Genomic DNA, 14,220 nt, shown 5'->3' with positions numbered 1-14,220 from the left:
CTTCCTTCCGGGAGGTGCGAAGTGCACGGCCCCCCTGATCTGGTCAGGGGGGCCGCACGGGGAGTTACTTGGAGAGATGGCCCGGACCGAAGGCCTGGGGCAGCATCTCGGAGAGCGGGAGGACGCCCTCGGGGGTGTCCAGCAGCAGGCCGGGGCCGCCGAACTCGTGGAGGAGCTGGCGGCAGCGGCCGCACGGCACGAGCAGGGCGCCCTCGCCGTCCACGCAGGTGAAGTGCGTGAGGCGGCCGCCGCCGGTGCGCTGGAGCTGCGAGACGAGCCCGCACTCGGCGCACAGGCCGAGACCGTAGGAGGCGTTCTCGACGTTGCAGCCGGTCACCGTGCGTCCGTCGTCGACCAGGGCGGCCGCGCCGACCGGGTAGCCCGAGTAGGGGACGTAGGCGTGGGTCATGGCCTCCCGCGCCTCGGTGCGCAGCGGCTCCCAGTCGAAGCCGGCGCCCGGCGTGGCGGTCACTTGCCCTGTCCCTTCCGGTACCGCATGCCGTCCGCCTTGGGCATGCGCAGCCGCTGGGCGGAGAGCGAGAGCACCAGCAGCGTCACGACGTACGGCGTGGCGCCGACGAAGTCGCTCGGGACCTCGTCGGTGAGCAGGTACCAGGCCAGCACGAGGCCGCCCACGATCAGGCTGATCGCGCCCTGCCAGACGGCGGATCGGTACAGCTTCCAGCCGGCCAGGACGACGAGCAGGACGACCAGCAGGAGCAGCAGCGCGTGCACGGTCGTGCCGCCGTTGCGCAGCTGCAGCGCGTCGGAGTAGCCGAACAGGCCGGCGCCCATGGCCAGACCGCCCGGCCGCCAGTTGCCGAAGATCATCGCCGCGAGGCCGATGTAGCCGCGTCCGCCGGTCTGGCCCTCCAGGTAGGTGTGGGAGGTGACCAGGGCGAGGAACGCGCCGCCGAGGCCGGCGAGACCGCCGGAGACGGCCACGGCCATGTACTTGTACTGGTAGACGTTGACGCCGAGCGACTCGGCGGCGACCGGGTTCTCGCCGCAGGAGCGCAGCCGCAGACCGAACGAGGTACGCCAGAGCAGCCACCAGCTTCCGACGAACAGCAGCACGGCCAGGATCGTCACCACGGACAGGTCGGTGATCAGACCGCCGACGATGCCCGCGAGGTCGGAGACGAGGAACCAGTGGTGGTTCTGGACCGTCTGCAGGGCGTCGGACAGGCCCGGCACGGTGACGTGCGGCAGCGAGTCCACGGGCGGGGACTGCTTGGGGTTGCCGCCCGCCTCGGCCGGCTTGCCCTCGGCGAAGAAGAGCTTGGCGAGGTACTGGGTGGCGCCGAGCGCGAGCAGGTTGACCGCGACACCGGAGACGATGTGGTCGACGCCGAAGGTGATGGTGGCGACGGCGTGCACCAGGCCGCCGAGGACACCGAAGCCGATGCCGCACAGCAGGCCCAGCCAGGGGTTGGTCTGCCAGCCGACCCAGCCGGCGCCGAAGGTGCCGAGGATCATCATGCCCTCGAGGCCGATGTTGACCACACCGGCCCGCTCGGACCACAGACCGGCCAGACCGGCGAGGCCGATGGGCACGGCGAGGCCGAGGGCGGCACCGACCTGTCCTTCGGAGGTGAGCTGGTCGGCGCCGGTGATGACGCGGACCGCGGCCACGAGGAGCAGCGCGCCCGCGACGATCATGAGGATCTGGCCGAGCGACCGGCCCGAGCGCTTGCCGGCCGCGCCCTCCGCCTTGGGCGCCGCGGGCGGCGGCGCGTCGGTCATCGTGGCAGTCATCACGCCACCTCCTGCTTCATCGTCGGGGCGGCGGCCTGGGCGGCGAGTTCGGCGCCGACCCGCTGCTGCTGGCGCTTGAGGCCGTAGCGGCGGACGACCTCGTAGGCGATCACGACGCACAGGACGATGACGCCCTGGATCACGCCGAGGATCTCCTTGTCGTAGCCCTGGAACTCCAGGTGGTTGGTGGTGCGCTCCAGGAAGCCCCACAGGAGGGCGCCGAGCGCGATGCCGATCGGGCTGTTGCGGCCGAGCAGCGCGATGGCGATGCCGGTGAAGCCGATGCCCGCCGGGAAGTCGTTGCTGAACTGGTGGCTGTCGTTGAGCAGGGTCGGCATGCCGATCAGACCGGCCACCGCACCCGAGATGATCATGCTGGTGGCGACCATCTTCTTCACGCCGACGCCGCTCGCGGCGGCGGCGGTGTCGGACTGGCCGACGGTGCGCAGGTCGAAGCCGAACCGGGTGCGGCCGAGCACGAACCAGTAGCCGATGCCCACGATCACGGCGATGACGACGAAGCCCCACAGGACGCCGGCCGGGCCGGTGTCGATGCTGAAGAAGTACGAGGACGACGGCAGCGGCTTGGTGGAGACCAGCGTGCCCGCCTGGTCGAGCTGGCCGAGCTTCCCCGGCTGCAGCAGGTAGGCGATGATCGCGGTGGCGATCGAGTTGAGCATGATCGTCGAGATGACCTCGCTGACGCCGCGGGTCACCTTGAGCACGCCGGCGATGGCCGCCCACAGGGCACCGGTCGCCATCGCGCAGATGATGATCAGGGGGATCGCGATCCAGCCGGGCACGGTCAGCGCGCCGCCGAGGACGGCCGCGATGAACGCGGCGAGCCGGTACTGGCCGTCGACACCGATGTTGAACAGGTTCATGCGGAAGCCGATGGCCACCGCGACACCCGCGAGGTAGTAGGTCGTCGCCTTGTTCAGGATGTAGACCTGGCTGTCGCTGGCGAAGCCGTAGGTCACCATGTCGCTGAAGGCGTCGCCCGGGTTCTTGCCGGTGGCGAGGATCACCAGGGTGGTGACGACGAGCGCGGCGACGATCGCCAGCAGCGGCGCCGCGATCCCGAGGAGCACCCGCTCCTTGTCGATCCGTGAGGTCAGCTTCTTCATCGCGCGTCGTCCTCTGTGTGCTCCAGGTGGCCGGAGGCCGCACCCGTCATGGCGGAGCCCAGCTCCTCGGGGGTGATGGTGGCGGGGTCGGCGTCGGCGACCAGACGGCCCCGGTACATCACCCGCAGGGTGTCGGAGAGCCCGATGAGCTCGTCCAGGTCGGCGGAGATCAGCAGCACGGCCAGGCCCGCGCGACGGGCCTGCCGGATGTGGTCCCAGATGGCCGCCTGCGCGCCGACGTCCACGCCGCGGGTGGGGTGGGCGGCGATGAGCAGCTTGGGGGCGTGGCTCATCTCGCGGCCGACGATCAGCTTCTGCTGGTTGCCGCCGGACAGCGAGGCGGCGGTCACCTCGATACCGGGCGTGCGGACGTCGTAGTCGCGGACTATGCGCTCGGTGTCGCTCCGGGCGGCCTTGATGTCGAGCAGTCCGCCGCGCGAGTTGGGGCGCTCGGTGACGTGGCCGAGGATGCGGTTCTCCCACAGCGGCGCCTCGAGGAGGAGGCCGTGGCGGTGGCGGTCCTCGGGGATGTAGCCGACGCCGGCCTCACGGCGGCGGCGGGTGGGTGTGTGGGAGATGTCGTCGCCGTCCAGCGTGACCACGCCGGCGTCCGGGTTGCGCATGCCCATGATCGCTTCGACCAGCTCGGACTGGCCGTTGCCCTCCACACCGGCGATGCCGAGGACCTCGCCCTTGTGGATGGTGAAGGAGATCTCGTCGAGGATGATCCGCTCGACGCCGTCCAGGTCGGTCTGGGCCAGGTGCAGCTTGTCCACCGTGAGCAGGGGGACGTCCGTGACGGTGGACTCCTCCGTCTCCGGCGTCGGCAGCTCGCTGCCGACCATCATCTCGGCGAGCTGCTTGGAGGTGGTGCTGCGCGGCTCGGCCGTGCCGACCGTGGTGCCGCGCCGGATGACGGTGATCTCGTCGGCGACGGAGAGCACCTCGCCCAGCTTGTGGGAGATGAAGATGACCGTGAGGCCCTCGGCCTTGAGCTCGCGGAGGTTGTCGAAGAGGGCGTCGACCTCCTGCGGCACGAGCACGGCGGTCGGCTCGTCCAGGATGAGGGTCCGGGCGCCGCGGTAGAGGACCTTGAGGATCTCCACGCGCTGACGGTCGGCGACGCCGAGCGCCTCCACCAGGACGTCGGGCCGTACGCCGAGGCCGTACGCGTCGGAGATCTCCTTGATCTTCGTGCGCGCCCTGCCGCCGATGCCGTGGAGTTTCTCCGCGCCGAGGACGACGTTCTCGAGGACGGTGAGGTTGTCGGCGAGCATGAAGTGCTGGTGCACCATGCCGATGCCGCGGGCGATGGCGTCGCCGGGGTTGCTGAAGGTGACCGGTTCACCGTTGACCTTGATGGTGCCCTCGTCCGGCTGCTGCATGCCGTAGAGGATCTTCATCAGGGTGGACTTGCCGGCGCCGTTCTCACCGCAGAGGGCGTGTACGGTGCCCGTGCGGACCGTGATGTCGATGTCGCGGTTGGCGACGACGCCGGGGAAACGCTTGGTGATGCCGCGCAGTTCGACGGCAGCGGGAGGGCTGGACGCGTTGATGGCGCACTCTCCTCGGGGAAAGGGGCTGCGGGGGGAGGGCAGGCGTCGGCGACGCTAGCGCGGCAACTCGATGCTACACGCGTAGAGTTGACACATTGTTATGGCTCGGCGGGGAGCTGCGGAAGCCGCCCCCGCGCCGAGCCCAGGTCCCACGGGACCCGTCAGGTCACGGAGTGGTCTTGACCTTGACGGAGCCGTCGACGATCTTCTTCTTCGCCGCGTCCAGCTTCGCCTGGATGTCGTCGATGAAGCCGCCGCTGGTGGACAGCGAGACGCCGTCCTTGCTCAGCGAGTAGGTGTTGGTGCCGGTCAGCGGCTTGCCGCCGTGCACGGACTTGACGAAGTCGTAGACACCGAGGTCGACGTTCTTGACCATCGAGGTCAGGATCGAGTTCTTGTACTTGGCCAGACCCGGGATGCTGTACTGGTCCGAGTCCACGCCGATCGCCCAGGCGCCCTTGACGCCGTTGACGGCCTCGATCGCGCCGTTGCCGGAGGAGCCGGCCGCCGAGTAGATCACGTCGGCGCCGTTGTCCAGCATGCCCTGCGCGGCTTCCTTGCCCTTGTCGGGGCTGGCGAAGCCGGAGGTGTCCGAGCCGTGGCTCAGGTACTGGGTGTCGACCTTGATCTTGGAGTTGGTGTCCTTGACGCCCTGGACGTAGCCCGCCTCGAACTTCTTGATCAGCGGGACGTCGACGCCACCGATGAAGCCGACGTGGTCCTTCTTCGTCTTCAGCGCGGCCGCGACACCGGCCAGGTAGGAGCCCTGCTCCTCGGTGAAGGTGATGCTGTCGACGTTCTTGGCGTCCACCACCGAGTCGACGATGCCGAAGCTCGTCTTCGGGTACTTCGCCGCGACCTTGGTCATCGAGGCGGCGTACGCGTAACCGACACCGATGATCGGGCTGTACCCGGCCTCGGCCATGTCCGACAGACGCTGCTCGCGGTCGGCCTCGGTGTCCGAGGTCTTCGCGGTCAGCTCCTTGATCTCGCCGCCGAACTCCTTCTTCGCCTTGTCGGCACCGCGCGCGGCGGAGTCGTTGAAGGAACGGTCGCCACGGCCGCCGACGTCGAAGGCGAGACCGATCTTGACGCCCTTGCCGTCACCGGAGGAGGACGACGACTTCTCGTTGTCGGAAGAGGTGCTGCCACACGCGGTGGCAGTGAGTGCGAGAGCTGCGGTGGCGGCACACGCAGCGGAAAGCTTGGCTACCCGGCGCACGGGAAGGCTCCTTCACCTGACCTGAGCGCCTGTCGGCGCTTGATGTGAGCACCGGATCGGTGCTCGAGCCGAGACGCCCCGACGGCGTCGGCTTCGCGGCATCGTAACGCGCGTAGATGTCGCAAAAAACCCCCTCGCGAAGCCGTTATCTATTCGAGGCAAACACCGCCTGAACTCGGCGTACCGGACCTCTCACGCCCCTGTTGCGCACAGTGCACAGCTGGCTTACGAGTGTGTTGCCCCGGGGCGGCCCGGCCGTCTCGGGCCGCCCTTCGGAGCCGGGCCGGCTACACGTCGTCGAGCAGCGCGGCGGCCGTGAACAGCTCCACGCCGACCGTGATGGCGTACTCGTCGGCGTCGAAGTCGCCCTGGTGCAGGTCCCGGACCATGCGGTCCCCGGGGGCGCGCACGCCCAGCCGGGCCATGGCGCCGGGCACGTTCTCCAGGTACCAGGAGAAGTCCTCGCCGCCGAGGCTCTGCTCCGTGCTCTCGACCGACTCCATACCGCGCCGGGCCACCATCGACCGGCGCAGCAGCTCGGTGGACTCCCGGTCGTTGACCACCGGCGGCACGCCCCGCACGTAGTTGATCTCCGACTTGGCGCGGTGCAGCGTGGCGATCTCGTCGATGGCCGCGTGCACGATGTCCGGCGCGTCCCGCCAGGCGTCCAGGTCCAGGCAGCGCACGGTGCCGGAGAGCTCGGCGTGCTGCGGCACGACGTTCGGGGCGTGGCCCGATTCGATCCGGCCCCAGGTCAGGGCCAGACCGGCGCGGGTGTCGACACGCCGGGCGACCAGCGCGGGCACGTCGACGGCGACGCGGGCGGCCGCCGTCACCAGGTCGGTGGTCAGGTGCGGCCGGGCGGTGTGGCCGCCGGGCCCGTCGAGGGCGACTTCCAGCCGGTCGCAGGCGCTGGTGATGGGCCCGTGCCGCAGACCGATCCGGCCGGCCTCGACCTTGGGGTCGCAGTGCACGGCGAGCATCCGGCCGACCCCGTCGAGCGCCCCGTCCGCGATCGCGCCGAGCGCGCCGCCGGGCAGCACCTCCTCGGCGGGCTGGAAGACCAGCCGCACCGGGCGGGACAGCAGCCCCTTGGCGTGCAGGTCGGCGAGGACGAGCCCGGCGCCGAGCACGACGGTGGTGTGCACGTCGTGGCCGCAGGCGTGCGCCCGGTCGGGCACGGTGGACCGGTACGGGCAGTCTGCCTTGGTGTCGGGGATGGGCAGGGCGTCGATGTCGGCGCGCAGGGCGAGCAGCGGCGGGGCGGGCCGTTCCGCCTCGTGCCCCTCGGCGATCCCGATGTCACAGATCAGTCCGGTTCCGGTGGCGAGGACGCGGGGCCGGAGCCCGGCCTGCTCCAGCCGCTCCTTGATCGCGGCGGTCGTACGGAACTCCTGGTTGCCCAGCTCGGGGTGCATGTGCAGGTCGCGGCGGAAGGCGACCAGTTCGGCGTGCAGGGACTCGCTGAGCACGCCGGGGAGCACGTCTCCGGGCAGTTCGGCATCGGACTCTCGGGACATCAATTGCTTCACCCTCTGAAGGGTAGGACGCCCGACCGGCCAACTGACCCCGGATCAACAAAAGTTCAGCCCGTTAGGGGAAGAAAATCGGACCGGCGGACGCATGGCGGCGGACTTCGGTGGGTAAAACCTCTGTTTCCTTCCTCCACGCATACCACGCATCACGGTACTCACGCTCTCCCAGTCCGCTGAGCGGACGCAGTCCCCGCCGATAGGGTGCGGCGCCGTGAGCGACTCGAACGCGGACTTCCTGCAGACCACCGGCTCCTCCTACGACGCGATCGCCAAGGACTACGCGTCGCGCCATCCGCACGGCCTGTCCCACCCTCTCGAACGCACGCTGGTCAACGCCTTCGCCGAGCTGGTCACGGCGAACGGGCCCGCCCCCGTCGCCGACCTCGGCAGCGGCCCCGGCGGCGTCGCCGCGCTCCTGCACGGCCTGGGCGTCCCCGTCTTCGGCGTGGACGTCTCCCCCGCGATGGTGTCCCTGGCCCGCGAGGCCCACCCGGAGCTGCGCTTCCACGTGGGCTCCATGACGTCGCTGGACCTCCCGGCCGCCACGCTGGGCGGCATCCTCGCCCTCTACTCCACCATCCACGTCCCGGACGACCACCTCCCGGCCGCCTTCGCCGGCTTCCACCGCGCCCTGGTCCCCGGCGGCCACGTCCTGCTCGCCTTCCAGAGCGGCCCCGAGCCCGGCGGCCTCCACCTGACCGAACGCTTCGGCCACGAGATCGACCTGCGGTACTACTGGCGCACGCCGGAGCAGATGAGGTCCATGCTCACGGGGGCGGGCCTGGAGATCGTGGCCACGCTGGTCCGAGAGCCCCAGGAGGAGGAGACCCGCCCGCGCGCCTTCCTGCTGGCGCGCCGGCCGGAGTGAGCCCGCGGGGCTCGCCGGGACCGCGTCGGGGCCTGCCCCGGCCAACCTCACATGTTGCTCAGAGAACCTCCGGAAGCCCCCGGTCCGCACCTCAGCGCTGCCATGATCCCGTCAGCCACCGGCCGCCACCCGGCCGCTACCTGGGGAGCTGACATGTCCGTCCGGACCTTCACGGGCCTGAGCATCGCGTGCACGGTGCTGCTCGTCCCGCTCACGGGCTGCACCGCGGATCACGGCCACGCGTCCAGGCAGGGTCCGTCAGCGGCATCGGCATCGGCATCGGCATCGGCTGCACCGCACAGCAGCGCGGTCCCGGCGCTCCAGAGGCCCCCGGAGCTGGACGCCGACGAGACCCTGGCCGGCCGCCTGGGGGCGACCACCGGGAACGCGAGCATCGCCTACGGCAAGGGCGGGAAGGGCGACGCCCTGATCCTCGCGGTGCGCTGCCAGGGCCCGGGACGCATGAAGATCGCCGTGCGCCCCGTCCACGTCACCTTCCCGCTGGAGTGCCGCACCGACCGGCCCGGCACCGTCTACAACCAGGTGAACGTCACCGGCGCCCAGGCCGCCGGCGTCGCCTCCGTCGAGGCCCCGTCATCGGTGCGCTGGTCGATGACCATCGGCCGGGGAGCGCCGCCGCGGGAGGAGCCTCCGACGGCGGCGACTGGATCGCTCTGACTGTCAGGCGCCCTTGGGCTCGGCCTGCTGGACGACCTCGAAGGACCACAGGGTGGACCCGGAGGCGGCGGGCCTCGGCTTCTCGCCACCCTCGCCGCCGCCCTGGTGGGCCGACTTCATCGGCCCCTCCATCCAGGCCTGGAAGGACGCCTCGTCCCGCCAGCGGGTGTAGACGAGGTACTGGTCGGTGCCCTCGACCGGCCGCAGCAGCTCGAACCACTCGAACCCGTCGGAGTTCTCCACGGCGTGGGCCCGCGACGCGAACCGCTTCTCCAGCGTCTCCCGCTGCTCGGCCGGCACGGACAGCACGTTGATCTTCACTACGCTCATGCCGCCTATCCTGCCCCGGGCCCGCGCCGCCCGCTCACTCCCCGGCGAACAACTCTGCCGCGTCCTTGGCATGCATCGCGCGCTGGGCCCAGACTTCGAGCTGGTTCAGGTCGGTGCAGGCGTTCACCTGTTCGCGGACGGTGTCGGGCACCTCGATGCCGCGCCACTGCAGCATGTGGAGGATCATCTCGGCCTTGGCCTCGACCCTTCCCTCCTCGCGGCCTTCCTCGCGGCCTTCCTCGCGGCCTTCTGCGCGTACCTGTTCGGCCAGCGGGTGGCGCCAGAAGTACTGAGTCGCTGTCATCAGGTCCCTCCACATCTGCTTCGCCTGGGGGTCGGCCAGGCAGGAGTCGACGAACTGCACGAAGACCGCGGCGGTTTCGTCATCGATGGTCCGTAGGGCGGTGGCCAGGCTGTCTGCCGACGTGATCAACGAGCTAGGCCGCCGCGAGTTCGCACCACACGAACTTCCCCCGGTTCCCGAACCTCGCCGACGGCTGCCAACCCCACACATCCGCACACGCCCTGACCAGCGCCAGACCCCGGCCCCCCTCCCCCAGCCCGGCCACCTCCTCCAGCGGCCGGAACGGCTCCGGCGGGCCAGGATCCGTGTCCCACGCGCCGATCCACACCACCCCCTCCACCGAGCGGCGCACCCGCAGCGCGGCCGGCCCCTTCGTGTGCCGTACCGCGTTCGACACCAGCTCCGTGGCCAGGAGTTCAGCCGTGTCCACCAGACCGATCAGGCCGTGCATCGTCAGGATCAGACGCAGCGTGCGGCGGGAGATCGTCACCGCTCTGAGGTCGTTGGGGATGTAGAGGGTGTAGTCCCAGGATTCGGGCATGACTCATCCACTCCGGTGAGGTGAGGGGTCCAAGGGCACGCGGTGGCAATGCCGCGGTCGCCATGGCAGGACGACGCGGTGCGCTTCCGCTATGTATGCGATGCGTCACTGAACGTAGGTCTATTGATTCATGTTTCGCAAGCGGATCGCGTAACCTGACTCCGAACGAGTCGCGCCTGAAGGCGCGTTGGACCAGGGAGCGACCGATGGCGCTGAGGCGTGAACCAACGGCACGGCAGCTGCGCTTGGCAACTGAACTGCGCAGACTCCGCGAGGCCTCGGGCCTCAACGCTCGGGAAGCAGCAGCGCTGCTCGGAGTCAGTGCCCCGCAGATCACTCACATCGAGTCCGCACTCGCAGGCGTCAGCGAGAAGCGACTGCGTCGCCTCGCATCCCATTACGCCTGCACGGACGAGCAGCACGTCGACGCTTTGGTCGCGCTGGCCACTGATCGGACGCGAGGCTGGTGGGAGGAGTACCGCGGGCTGTTGCCCACCTCGTTTCTGGATCTCTCAGAGCTGGAGTTCCACGCCTCTTACCGGTGGGACGTCGACTTCCTGCACGTCCCGGGACTGCTCCAGACCGAGGACTACGCCCGCGCCCTGTTCTCCCGCCGGGTGCCGGAGCTGCCGCAGGAAGAACTGGACCTGCGCGTGCGCCACCGGATGCGGCGGCGCGCCATCATCGAGCAGGAGGAACCAGTCCCGTACACGGTCCTGGTGCACGAGGCCGCCCTGCGCATCAGGGTGGGCGGGCGTTCGGTCTCCCGGGCTCAACTCGCCCGCATTCTCGAACTCTCCGAGGCGACCCATGTGACCGTCCGGGTCATCCCCTTCGAGTTGGACGACTTCGCCGACATCACAGCCGCGATGGTGTACGCCGGTGGCTCGGTACCCAAGCTGGACACGGTGGTACGCGACGGGCCCCATGGTGCCCTGCTCATCGACTCCGAAGCACAGCTCGGCGTCTTCCGAACACTCTTCCGTAGAGTTGAGGGCGCGTCACTCGACCCCGCCCGGTCGCGTGACCTCATCCGGAGAATTGCCCAGGAACTGTGAGGTACACGGTGACGCCCCAGGCCAACTGGCGGAAGTCGTCCTACTCAGGCAGCGGTGACGGCAACGCGTGCGTCGAGATCGCCGCCTCCCCCGCCCGAATAGGCGTCCGCGACTCCAAGGACCCGTCGGCAGGCACCCTCACCTTCACGCCCGAAGCCTTCAGCCCCTTCATCGAGACGGTGAAGGGTGAACGGCCCCGCTAGAGATCCCGGGCGGTCTCCCTCCGGGTGCGTTCGTACTCCGCCGGGTCGAGGATCTCCCAGGCGGCCTGGCCGATGGCCAGCACACCGCGCGCCGGCAGGGGTACGTCACCGATGCGCGGGTTCTCCGTGAGCCGGGCCGGGCGCCCGAGGTCGACACCGTCGATCACGGCGTGCGAGTCGTCGACGAAGTACATCCGCTGAGGCATGAGCGTTCCGGTGTGACCGCTCGGCATCGTGCCGGACAGCCGGATCTCCCCCAGCCCCAGCGCGCGGGCCATGCGCTCGCGAGCCCTCACCAGCGGCCGAGGGCGCCAGGTGGCGAGTGGCAGCGCCCCGCTGATGCCGTTGAGCAGGCCGAGGAGTCGTGTCGCCGACGCGGTGAGGGTCCAGTCCACGGCGGGGGAGTCCATCGTCACCCGCAAAGTGGCAGGGCCCGTCCACGTGACCGTGATCCGGGCGTGGCCGGTGTGATCGCAGGCGGCGCCGTAGTACCTGGGGCATGCGGTGTCCAGCCGTGGCCCGTCGACATGGATCGACCAGCTGCCGCTCGGGTCGCGGTGCCACAGTGTGCGGTAGGGGCCGAAGCAGTTCTCCGGGAAGACGCGCAGGGCGAGGACGTGTCCCGAGTCGAAGGGCAGCCCGAAGACGCCCCAGCCCTTGACGTACTCGTGACGGGGCCAGGAAGCCCGGCCCCGGCGGGGCGGAACATCGGACAGCGCGGAGGAAAGGTCGAGCATCTCCATCACCCCGGCGAGGTTGCGGCCTGCGCCCCTGGCTCAAGGGTAGGAGGGCCACGACCGGATCGGCTCGGGGAGGCCCGCACCCGGTCCGGGGCCGCGTTCCGTTCCTTGCCGGGCACGTCGGTGGCGAAGACCGTCGAGGGGCTCGCGCCTCTCAGGCCAACCCCACCGCCGCCAGCCGATGCACGTCCCGCGCCGTCCCCGTGACCCCCGACAGGAACCCCTGCGCCCGTGGTGAGGCGGTCTCGGTGAGCCAGGTGGGGTCGATGTCGCAGACCGCCACGCGGACGCCCGTGCCGGCCAGGGCCAGCGGCAGGGTGTGGACGACGGTGGAGGGGAAGCTGAGGATGGTGCGGCCGATGGGGCCTCGGCGGGCGATGAGTTCCAGGGGGAGGTCGGGGCGGACGATCTCCAGGCCCGTCTGCGTGGCCAGGCGGTGGAGTTTGCCGGTGGCCTCGCGGCGGTGGGCGAAGTAGCGGGTGGCTCCGTGGGCCCTGGCCAGGGACTGGACGGCGGCCAGGTAGCGGTCGCCGTCGACGACGCCGGTCTCGACCAGGGAGGTGCCGACCATGTCGGCGCTCGTCGTGATGCGCGGCGGGCCGAAGCGGGCGCGGGTCCAGGCGAAGTCGTTGGCGGTGACCGTGACGCCGTCCGGGGTCTCGGTCACCGGCATGGAGGAGAAGACCTCGACGCGGCGGTGCTCGCTCGGCGTGAGCCGGCGCCGGGCCGAGGAGGAGACCGGGGCGAACAGCAGGTCGCGGGGGCCGGGGCGGCCGCCCTTGCGGTGCCAGCGGACCAGGCGTTCGCCGCGGGCCAGCTGGGCGACGAACTCCATGGTTGCGGTGCCGTCGTCGACGACGACGAGATCGCGGGCCCGGGTGATGGTCAGGAGCAGTTGCACGTACCGGGAGAAGGGGTCCCCCATGACGATGCGGTCGGCGCGGCGCAGTTGGCCGGCCAGGCCGCCGATGGTGTGGAAGGGCGCGGTCGTGCCGCCCCGCGCCTCCTCCCAGCGCACCCGGTACCCCTCGTCCCGGGCCAGGTCCGCCATGCGGCGGAGCTGGCCCCGGGTCATGGGGTCGGTCGGGGACAGCACGACGAGGGTGAGCTCCGCGTCGGCCGGTGGCGGAGCACCGGCCGGTGACCGGCGTATCTGCGCGGGCACGGACGGCAGTGCGTCCGCTTGCGCGCCCTGCAGGCCGTGCAGGTGCGCCCACTCCAGTACGTTCAGCAGCTGTACCGGGCTCTCCACGAAGGCGAGCGTGCGGGCGGAGTGGCCGGGGTGACCGGCGCGGGGGCTCATCGGCGTACGACCGTCCCGTCTCAGGGCAACCGTTGGGCGATCGGGGTGCTCAGACCGCGACCGGCTCGCCCGCGGCCGCCGCGATCTCCGCCTCGGCGACGACTCCGGTGACGCGGCGCAGCTTCTTCATCGGGCCCATCTCGGAGTCGTAGACCTTCTTGACGCCGTCACCGAGGGAGGCCTCGATGGTGCGGATGTCGCGGACGAGGCGCGTGAGGCCCTGCGGCTCCACGGAGGCGGCCTGGTCGGAACCCCACATGGCGCGGTCGAGGGTGATGTGGCGCTCGACGAAGGCGGCGCCGAGGGCGACGGCGGCCAGCGTGGTCTGCAGGCCGGTCTCGTGGCCGGAGTAGCCGATCGGGACGTTCGGGTACTCGTCCTGCAGGGTGTTGATGACCCGGAGGTTGAGTTCCTCGGCCTTCGCCGGGTACGTCGAGGTGGCGTGGCAGAGCAGGATGTTCTCGCTGCCCAGGACCTCGACCGCGTGGCGGATCTGCTTCGGGGTCGACATGCCGGAGGACAGGATGACGGTGCGGCCGGTGGCGCGCAGGGCGCGGAGCAGCTCGTCGTCGGTGAGGGAGGCGGAGGCCACCTTGTGGGCGGGGACGTCGAACTTCTCCAGGAAGGCGACGGCCTCGGTGTCCCACGGGGAGGCGAACCAGTCGATGTTCTTGCTCTTGCAGTACTCGTCGATCTGGCGGTACTCGTCCTCGCCGAACTCGACCCGGTGACGGTAGTCGATGTAGGTCATCCGGCCCCAGGGGGTGTCGCGCTCGATGTCCCACTGGTCGCGCGGGGTGCAGATCTCGGGGGTGCGCTTCTGGAACTTCACGGCGTCGCAGCCGGCCTCGGCGGCCACGTCGATGAGCTTGAAGGCGTTCTCCAGCTCACCGTTGTGGTTGATGCCGATCTCACCGCAGATGTAGACGGGGCGGCCCGGGCCGGCCTCGCGCGTACCGAAGGTGCGGATGCGGGAGTTGGTGCTCATGGCAGGAGA

The 14,220-nt window shown here is 70.4% G+C and carries 15 protein-coding genes and 1 pseudogene; 4 read left to right on the top strand and 12 right to left on the bottom strand.

The window, feature by feature from the left end:
- Window positions 1-64: 64 nt before the first annotated feature.
- The 6 genes from ACWCPN_RS21450 to ACWCPN_RS21425 form a co-directional block, all read right to left on the bottom strand.
- Window positions 65-472: a cytidine deaminase gene (locus ACWCPN_RS21450; RefSeq protein ID WP_451208397.1), complete on the bottom strand. Its 408-nt coding sequence runs from the start codon at window positions 470-472 to the stop codon at window positions 65-67.
- Window positions 469-1,758: an ABC transporter permease gene (locus ACWCPN_RS21445; RefSeq protein WP_451208394.1), complete on the bottom strand. Its 1,290-nt coding sequence runs from the start codon at window positions 1,756-1,758 to the stop codon at window positions 469-471. The genes ACWCPN_RS21450 and ACWCPN_RS21445 overlap by 4 nt, the downstream gene beginning before the upstream one ends.
- Window positions 1,758-2,885 carry an ABC transporter permease gene (locus tag ACWCPN_RS21440; protein WP_365120674.1) on the bottom strand — a complete coding sequence of 376 codons (1,128 nt, stop codon included), beginning with the start codon at window positions 2,883-2,885 and terminating at the stop codon, window positions 1,758-1,760. The genes ACWCPN_RS21445 and ACWCPN_RS21440 overlap by 1 nt, the downstream gene beginning before the upstream one ends.
- Entirely contained in the window at window positions 2,882-4,408 is a 1,527-nt protein-coding gene (locus ACWCPN_RS21435) for an ABC transporter ATP-binding protein (RefSeq protein ID WP_392292310.1), read from the bottom strand. Before ACWCPN_RS21435 ends, ACWCPN_RS21440 begins: the two co-directional genes overlap by 4 nt.
- A 199-nt stretch (window positions 4,409-4,607) precedes the next feature.
- The gene (locus ACWCPN_RS21430; protein WP_199211712.1) at window positions 4,608-5,663 is read right to left on the bottom strand and encodes a BMP family lipoprotein; all 1,056 of its coding nucleotides are present in this window, start codon (window positions 5,661-5,663) and stop codon (window positions 4,608-4,610) included.
- Between the two features lie 287 nt (window positions 5,664-5,950).
- The gene (locus ACWCPN_RS21425) at window positions 5,951-7,183 is read right to left on the bottom strand and encodes an amidohydrolase (protein WP_451208391.1); all 1,233 of its coding nucleotides are present in this window, start codon (window positions 7,181-7,183) and stop codon (window positions 5,951-5,953) included.
- A 226-nt stretch (window positions 7,184-7,409) separates the two neighbouring features.
- Between ACWCPN_RS21425 and ACWCPN_RS21420 the strand changes: the two genes are divergently transcribed.
- Both ACWCPN_RS21420 and ACWCPN_RS21415 read left to right on the top strand, forming a co-directional pair.
- Entirely contained in the window at window positions 7,410-8,066 is a 657-nt protein-coding gene (locus ACWCPN_RS21420; protein WP_451208387.1) for a class I SAM-dependent DNA methyltransferase, read from the top strand.
- Between the two features lie 153 nt (window positions 8,067-8,219).
- A complete protein-coding gene (locus ACWCPN_RS21415; protein ID WP_451208384.1) occupies window positions 8,220-8,744 on the top strand; it encodes a hypothetical protein in 525 nt (174 codons plus the stop codon).
- Window positions 8,745-8,747: 3 nt separating this feature from the next.
- On the opposite strand, the gene ACWCPN_RS21410 is transcribed toward ACWCPN_RS21415, so the two are convergent.
- The 3 genes and pseudogenes from ACWCPN_RS21410 to ACWCPN_RS21400 form a co-directional block, all read right to left on the bottom strand.
- Window positions 8,748-9,074 (bottom strand): antibiotic biosynthesis monooxygenase family protein, encoded by a 327-nt coding sequence (locus ACWCPN_RS21410; RefSeq protein ID WP_199211708.1) that lies wholly within the window; start codon window positions 9,072-9,074, stop codon window positions 8,748-8,750.
- 34 nt (window positions 9,075-9,108) lie between these two features.
- A pseudogene (locus tag ACWCPN_RS21405) lies at window positions 9,109-9,492 on the bottom strand (hypothetical protein); the annotation flags it as partial.
- A gap of 19 nt (window positions 9,493-9,511) precedes the next feature.
- On the bottom strand, window positions 9,512-9,919 hold the full coding sequence (locus tag ACWCPN_RS21400; RefSeq protein WP_451208381.1) for an ATP-binding protein: 408 nt from the start codon (window positions 9,917-9,919) through the stop codon (window positions 9,512-9,514).
- A gap of 206 nt (window positions 9,920-10,125) precedes the next feature.
- On the opposite strand from ACWCPN_RS21400, the gene ACWCPN_RS21395 reads away from it, so the two are divergent.
- Both ACWCPN_RS21395 and ACWCPN_RS21390 read left to right on the top strand, forming a co-directional pair.
- Window positions 10,126-10,977, top strand: a complete 852-nt coding sequence (locus ACWCPN_RS21395; protein WP_451208378.1) for a helix-turn-helix domain-containing protein — start codon at window positions 10,126-10,128, stop codon at window positions 10,975-10,977.
- Entirely contained in the window at window positions 10,974-11,180 is a 207-nt protein-coding gene (locus ACWCPN_RS21390) for a DUF397 domain-containing protein (protein ID WP_451208376.1), read from the top strand. Before ACWCPN_RS21395 ends, ACWCPN_RS21390 begins: the two co-directional genes overlap by 4 nt.
- On the opposite strand, the gene ACWCPN_RS21385 is transcribed toward ACWCPN_RS21390, so the two are convergent.
- The 3 genes from ACWCPN_RS21385 to ACWCPN_RS21375 form a co-directional block, all read right to left on the bottom strand.
- The gene (locus ACWCPN_RS21385; protein WP_451208374.1) at window positions 11,177-11,917 is read right to left on the bottom strand and encodes a hypothetical protein; all 741 of its coding nucleotides are present in this window, start codon (window positions 11,915-11,917) and stop codon (window positions 11,177-11,179) included. The two genes, ACWCPN_RS21390 and ACWCPN_RS21385, sit on opposite strands and share 4 nt — an antisense overlap.
- 157 nt (window positions 11,918-12,074) lie before the next feature.
- Window positions 12,075-13,223: a hypothetical protein gene (locus ACWCPN_RS21380; protein ID WP_451208371.1), complete on the bottom strand. Its 1,149-nt coding sequence runs from the start codon at window positions 13,221-13,223 to the stop codon at window positions 12,075-12,077.
- A gap of 49 nt (window positions 13,224-13,272) precedes the next feature.
- Complete coding sequence (locus ACWCPN_RS21375) at window positions 13,273-14,211, bottom strand: N-acetylneuraminate synthase family protein (RefSeq protein ID WP_199211703.1); 939 nt, start codon at window positions 14,209-14,211, stop codon at window positions 13,273-13,275.
- Window positions 14,212-14,220: the final 9 nt, after the last annotated feature.

It is taken from the genome of Streptomyces sp. NPDC002386, assembly GCF_053593175.1.
The sequence above is the reverse complement of the archived record's forward strand: the minus strand, read 5'-3'. Positions and strand labels throughout refer to the sequence as shown.

Bases quoted from the DNA above. Each gene is read 5' to 3' on its own strand.
- ACWCPN_RS21445 (WP_451208394.1), bottom strand. From the start codon at position 1,758: ATGACTGCCACGATGACCGACGCGCCGCCGCCCGCGGCGCCCAAGGCG.
- ACWCPN_RS21440 (WP_365120674.1), bottom strand. From the start codon at position 2,885: ATGAAGAAGCTGACCTCACGGATCGACAAGGAGCGGGTGCTCCTCGGG.
- ACWCPN_RS21425 (WP_451208391.1), bottom strand. From the start codon at position 7,183: ATGTCCCGAGAGTCCGATGCCGAACTGCCCGGAGACGTGCTCCCCGGC.
- ACWCPN_RS21415 (WP_451208384.1), top strand. From the start codon at position 8,220: ATGTCCGTCCGGACCTTCACGGGCCTGAGCATCGCGTGCACGGTGCTG.
- ACWCPN_RS21410 (WP_199211708.1), bottom strand. From the start codon at position 9,074: ATGAGCGTAGTGAAGATCAACGTGCTGTCCGTGCCGGCCGAGCAGCGG.
- ACWCPN_RS21400 (WP_451208381.1), bottom strand. From the start codon at position 9,919: ATGCCCGAATCCTGGGACTACACCCTCTACATCCCCAACGACCTCAGA.
- ACWCPN_RS21395 (WP_451208378.1), top strand. From the start codon at position 10,126: ATGGCGCTGAGGCGTGAACCAACGGCACGGCAGCTGCGCTTGGCAACT.
- ACWCPN_RS21385 (WP_451208374.1), bottom strand. From the start codon at position 11,917: ATGCTCGACCTTTCCTCCGCGCTGTCCGATGTTCCGCCCCGCCGGGGC.
- ACWCPN_RS21380 (WP_451208371.1), bottom strand. From the start codon at position 13,223: ATGAGCCCCCGCGCCGGTCACCCCGGCCACTCCGCCCGCACGCTCGCC.
- ACWCPN_RS21375 (WP_199211703.1), bottom strand. From the start codon at position 14,211: ATGAGCACCAACTCCCGCATCCGCACCTTCGGTACGCGCGAGGCCGGC.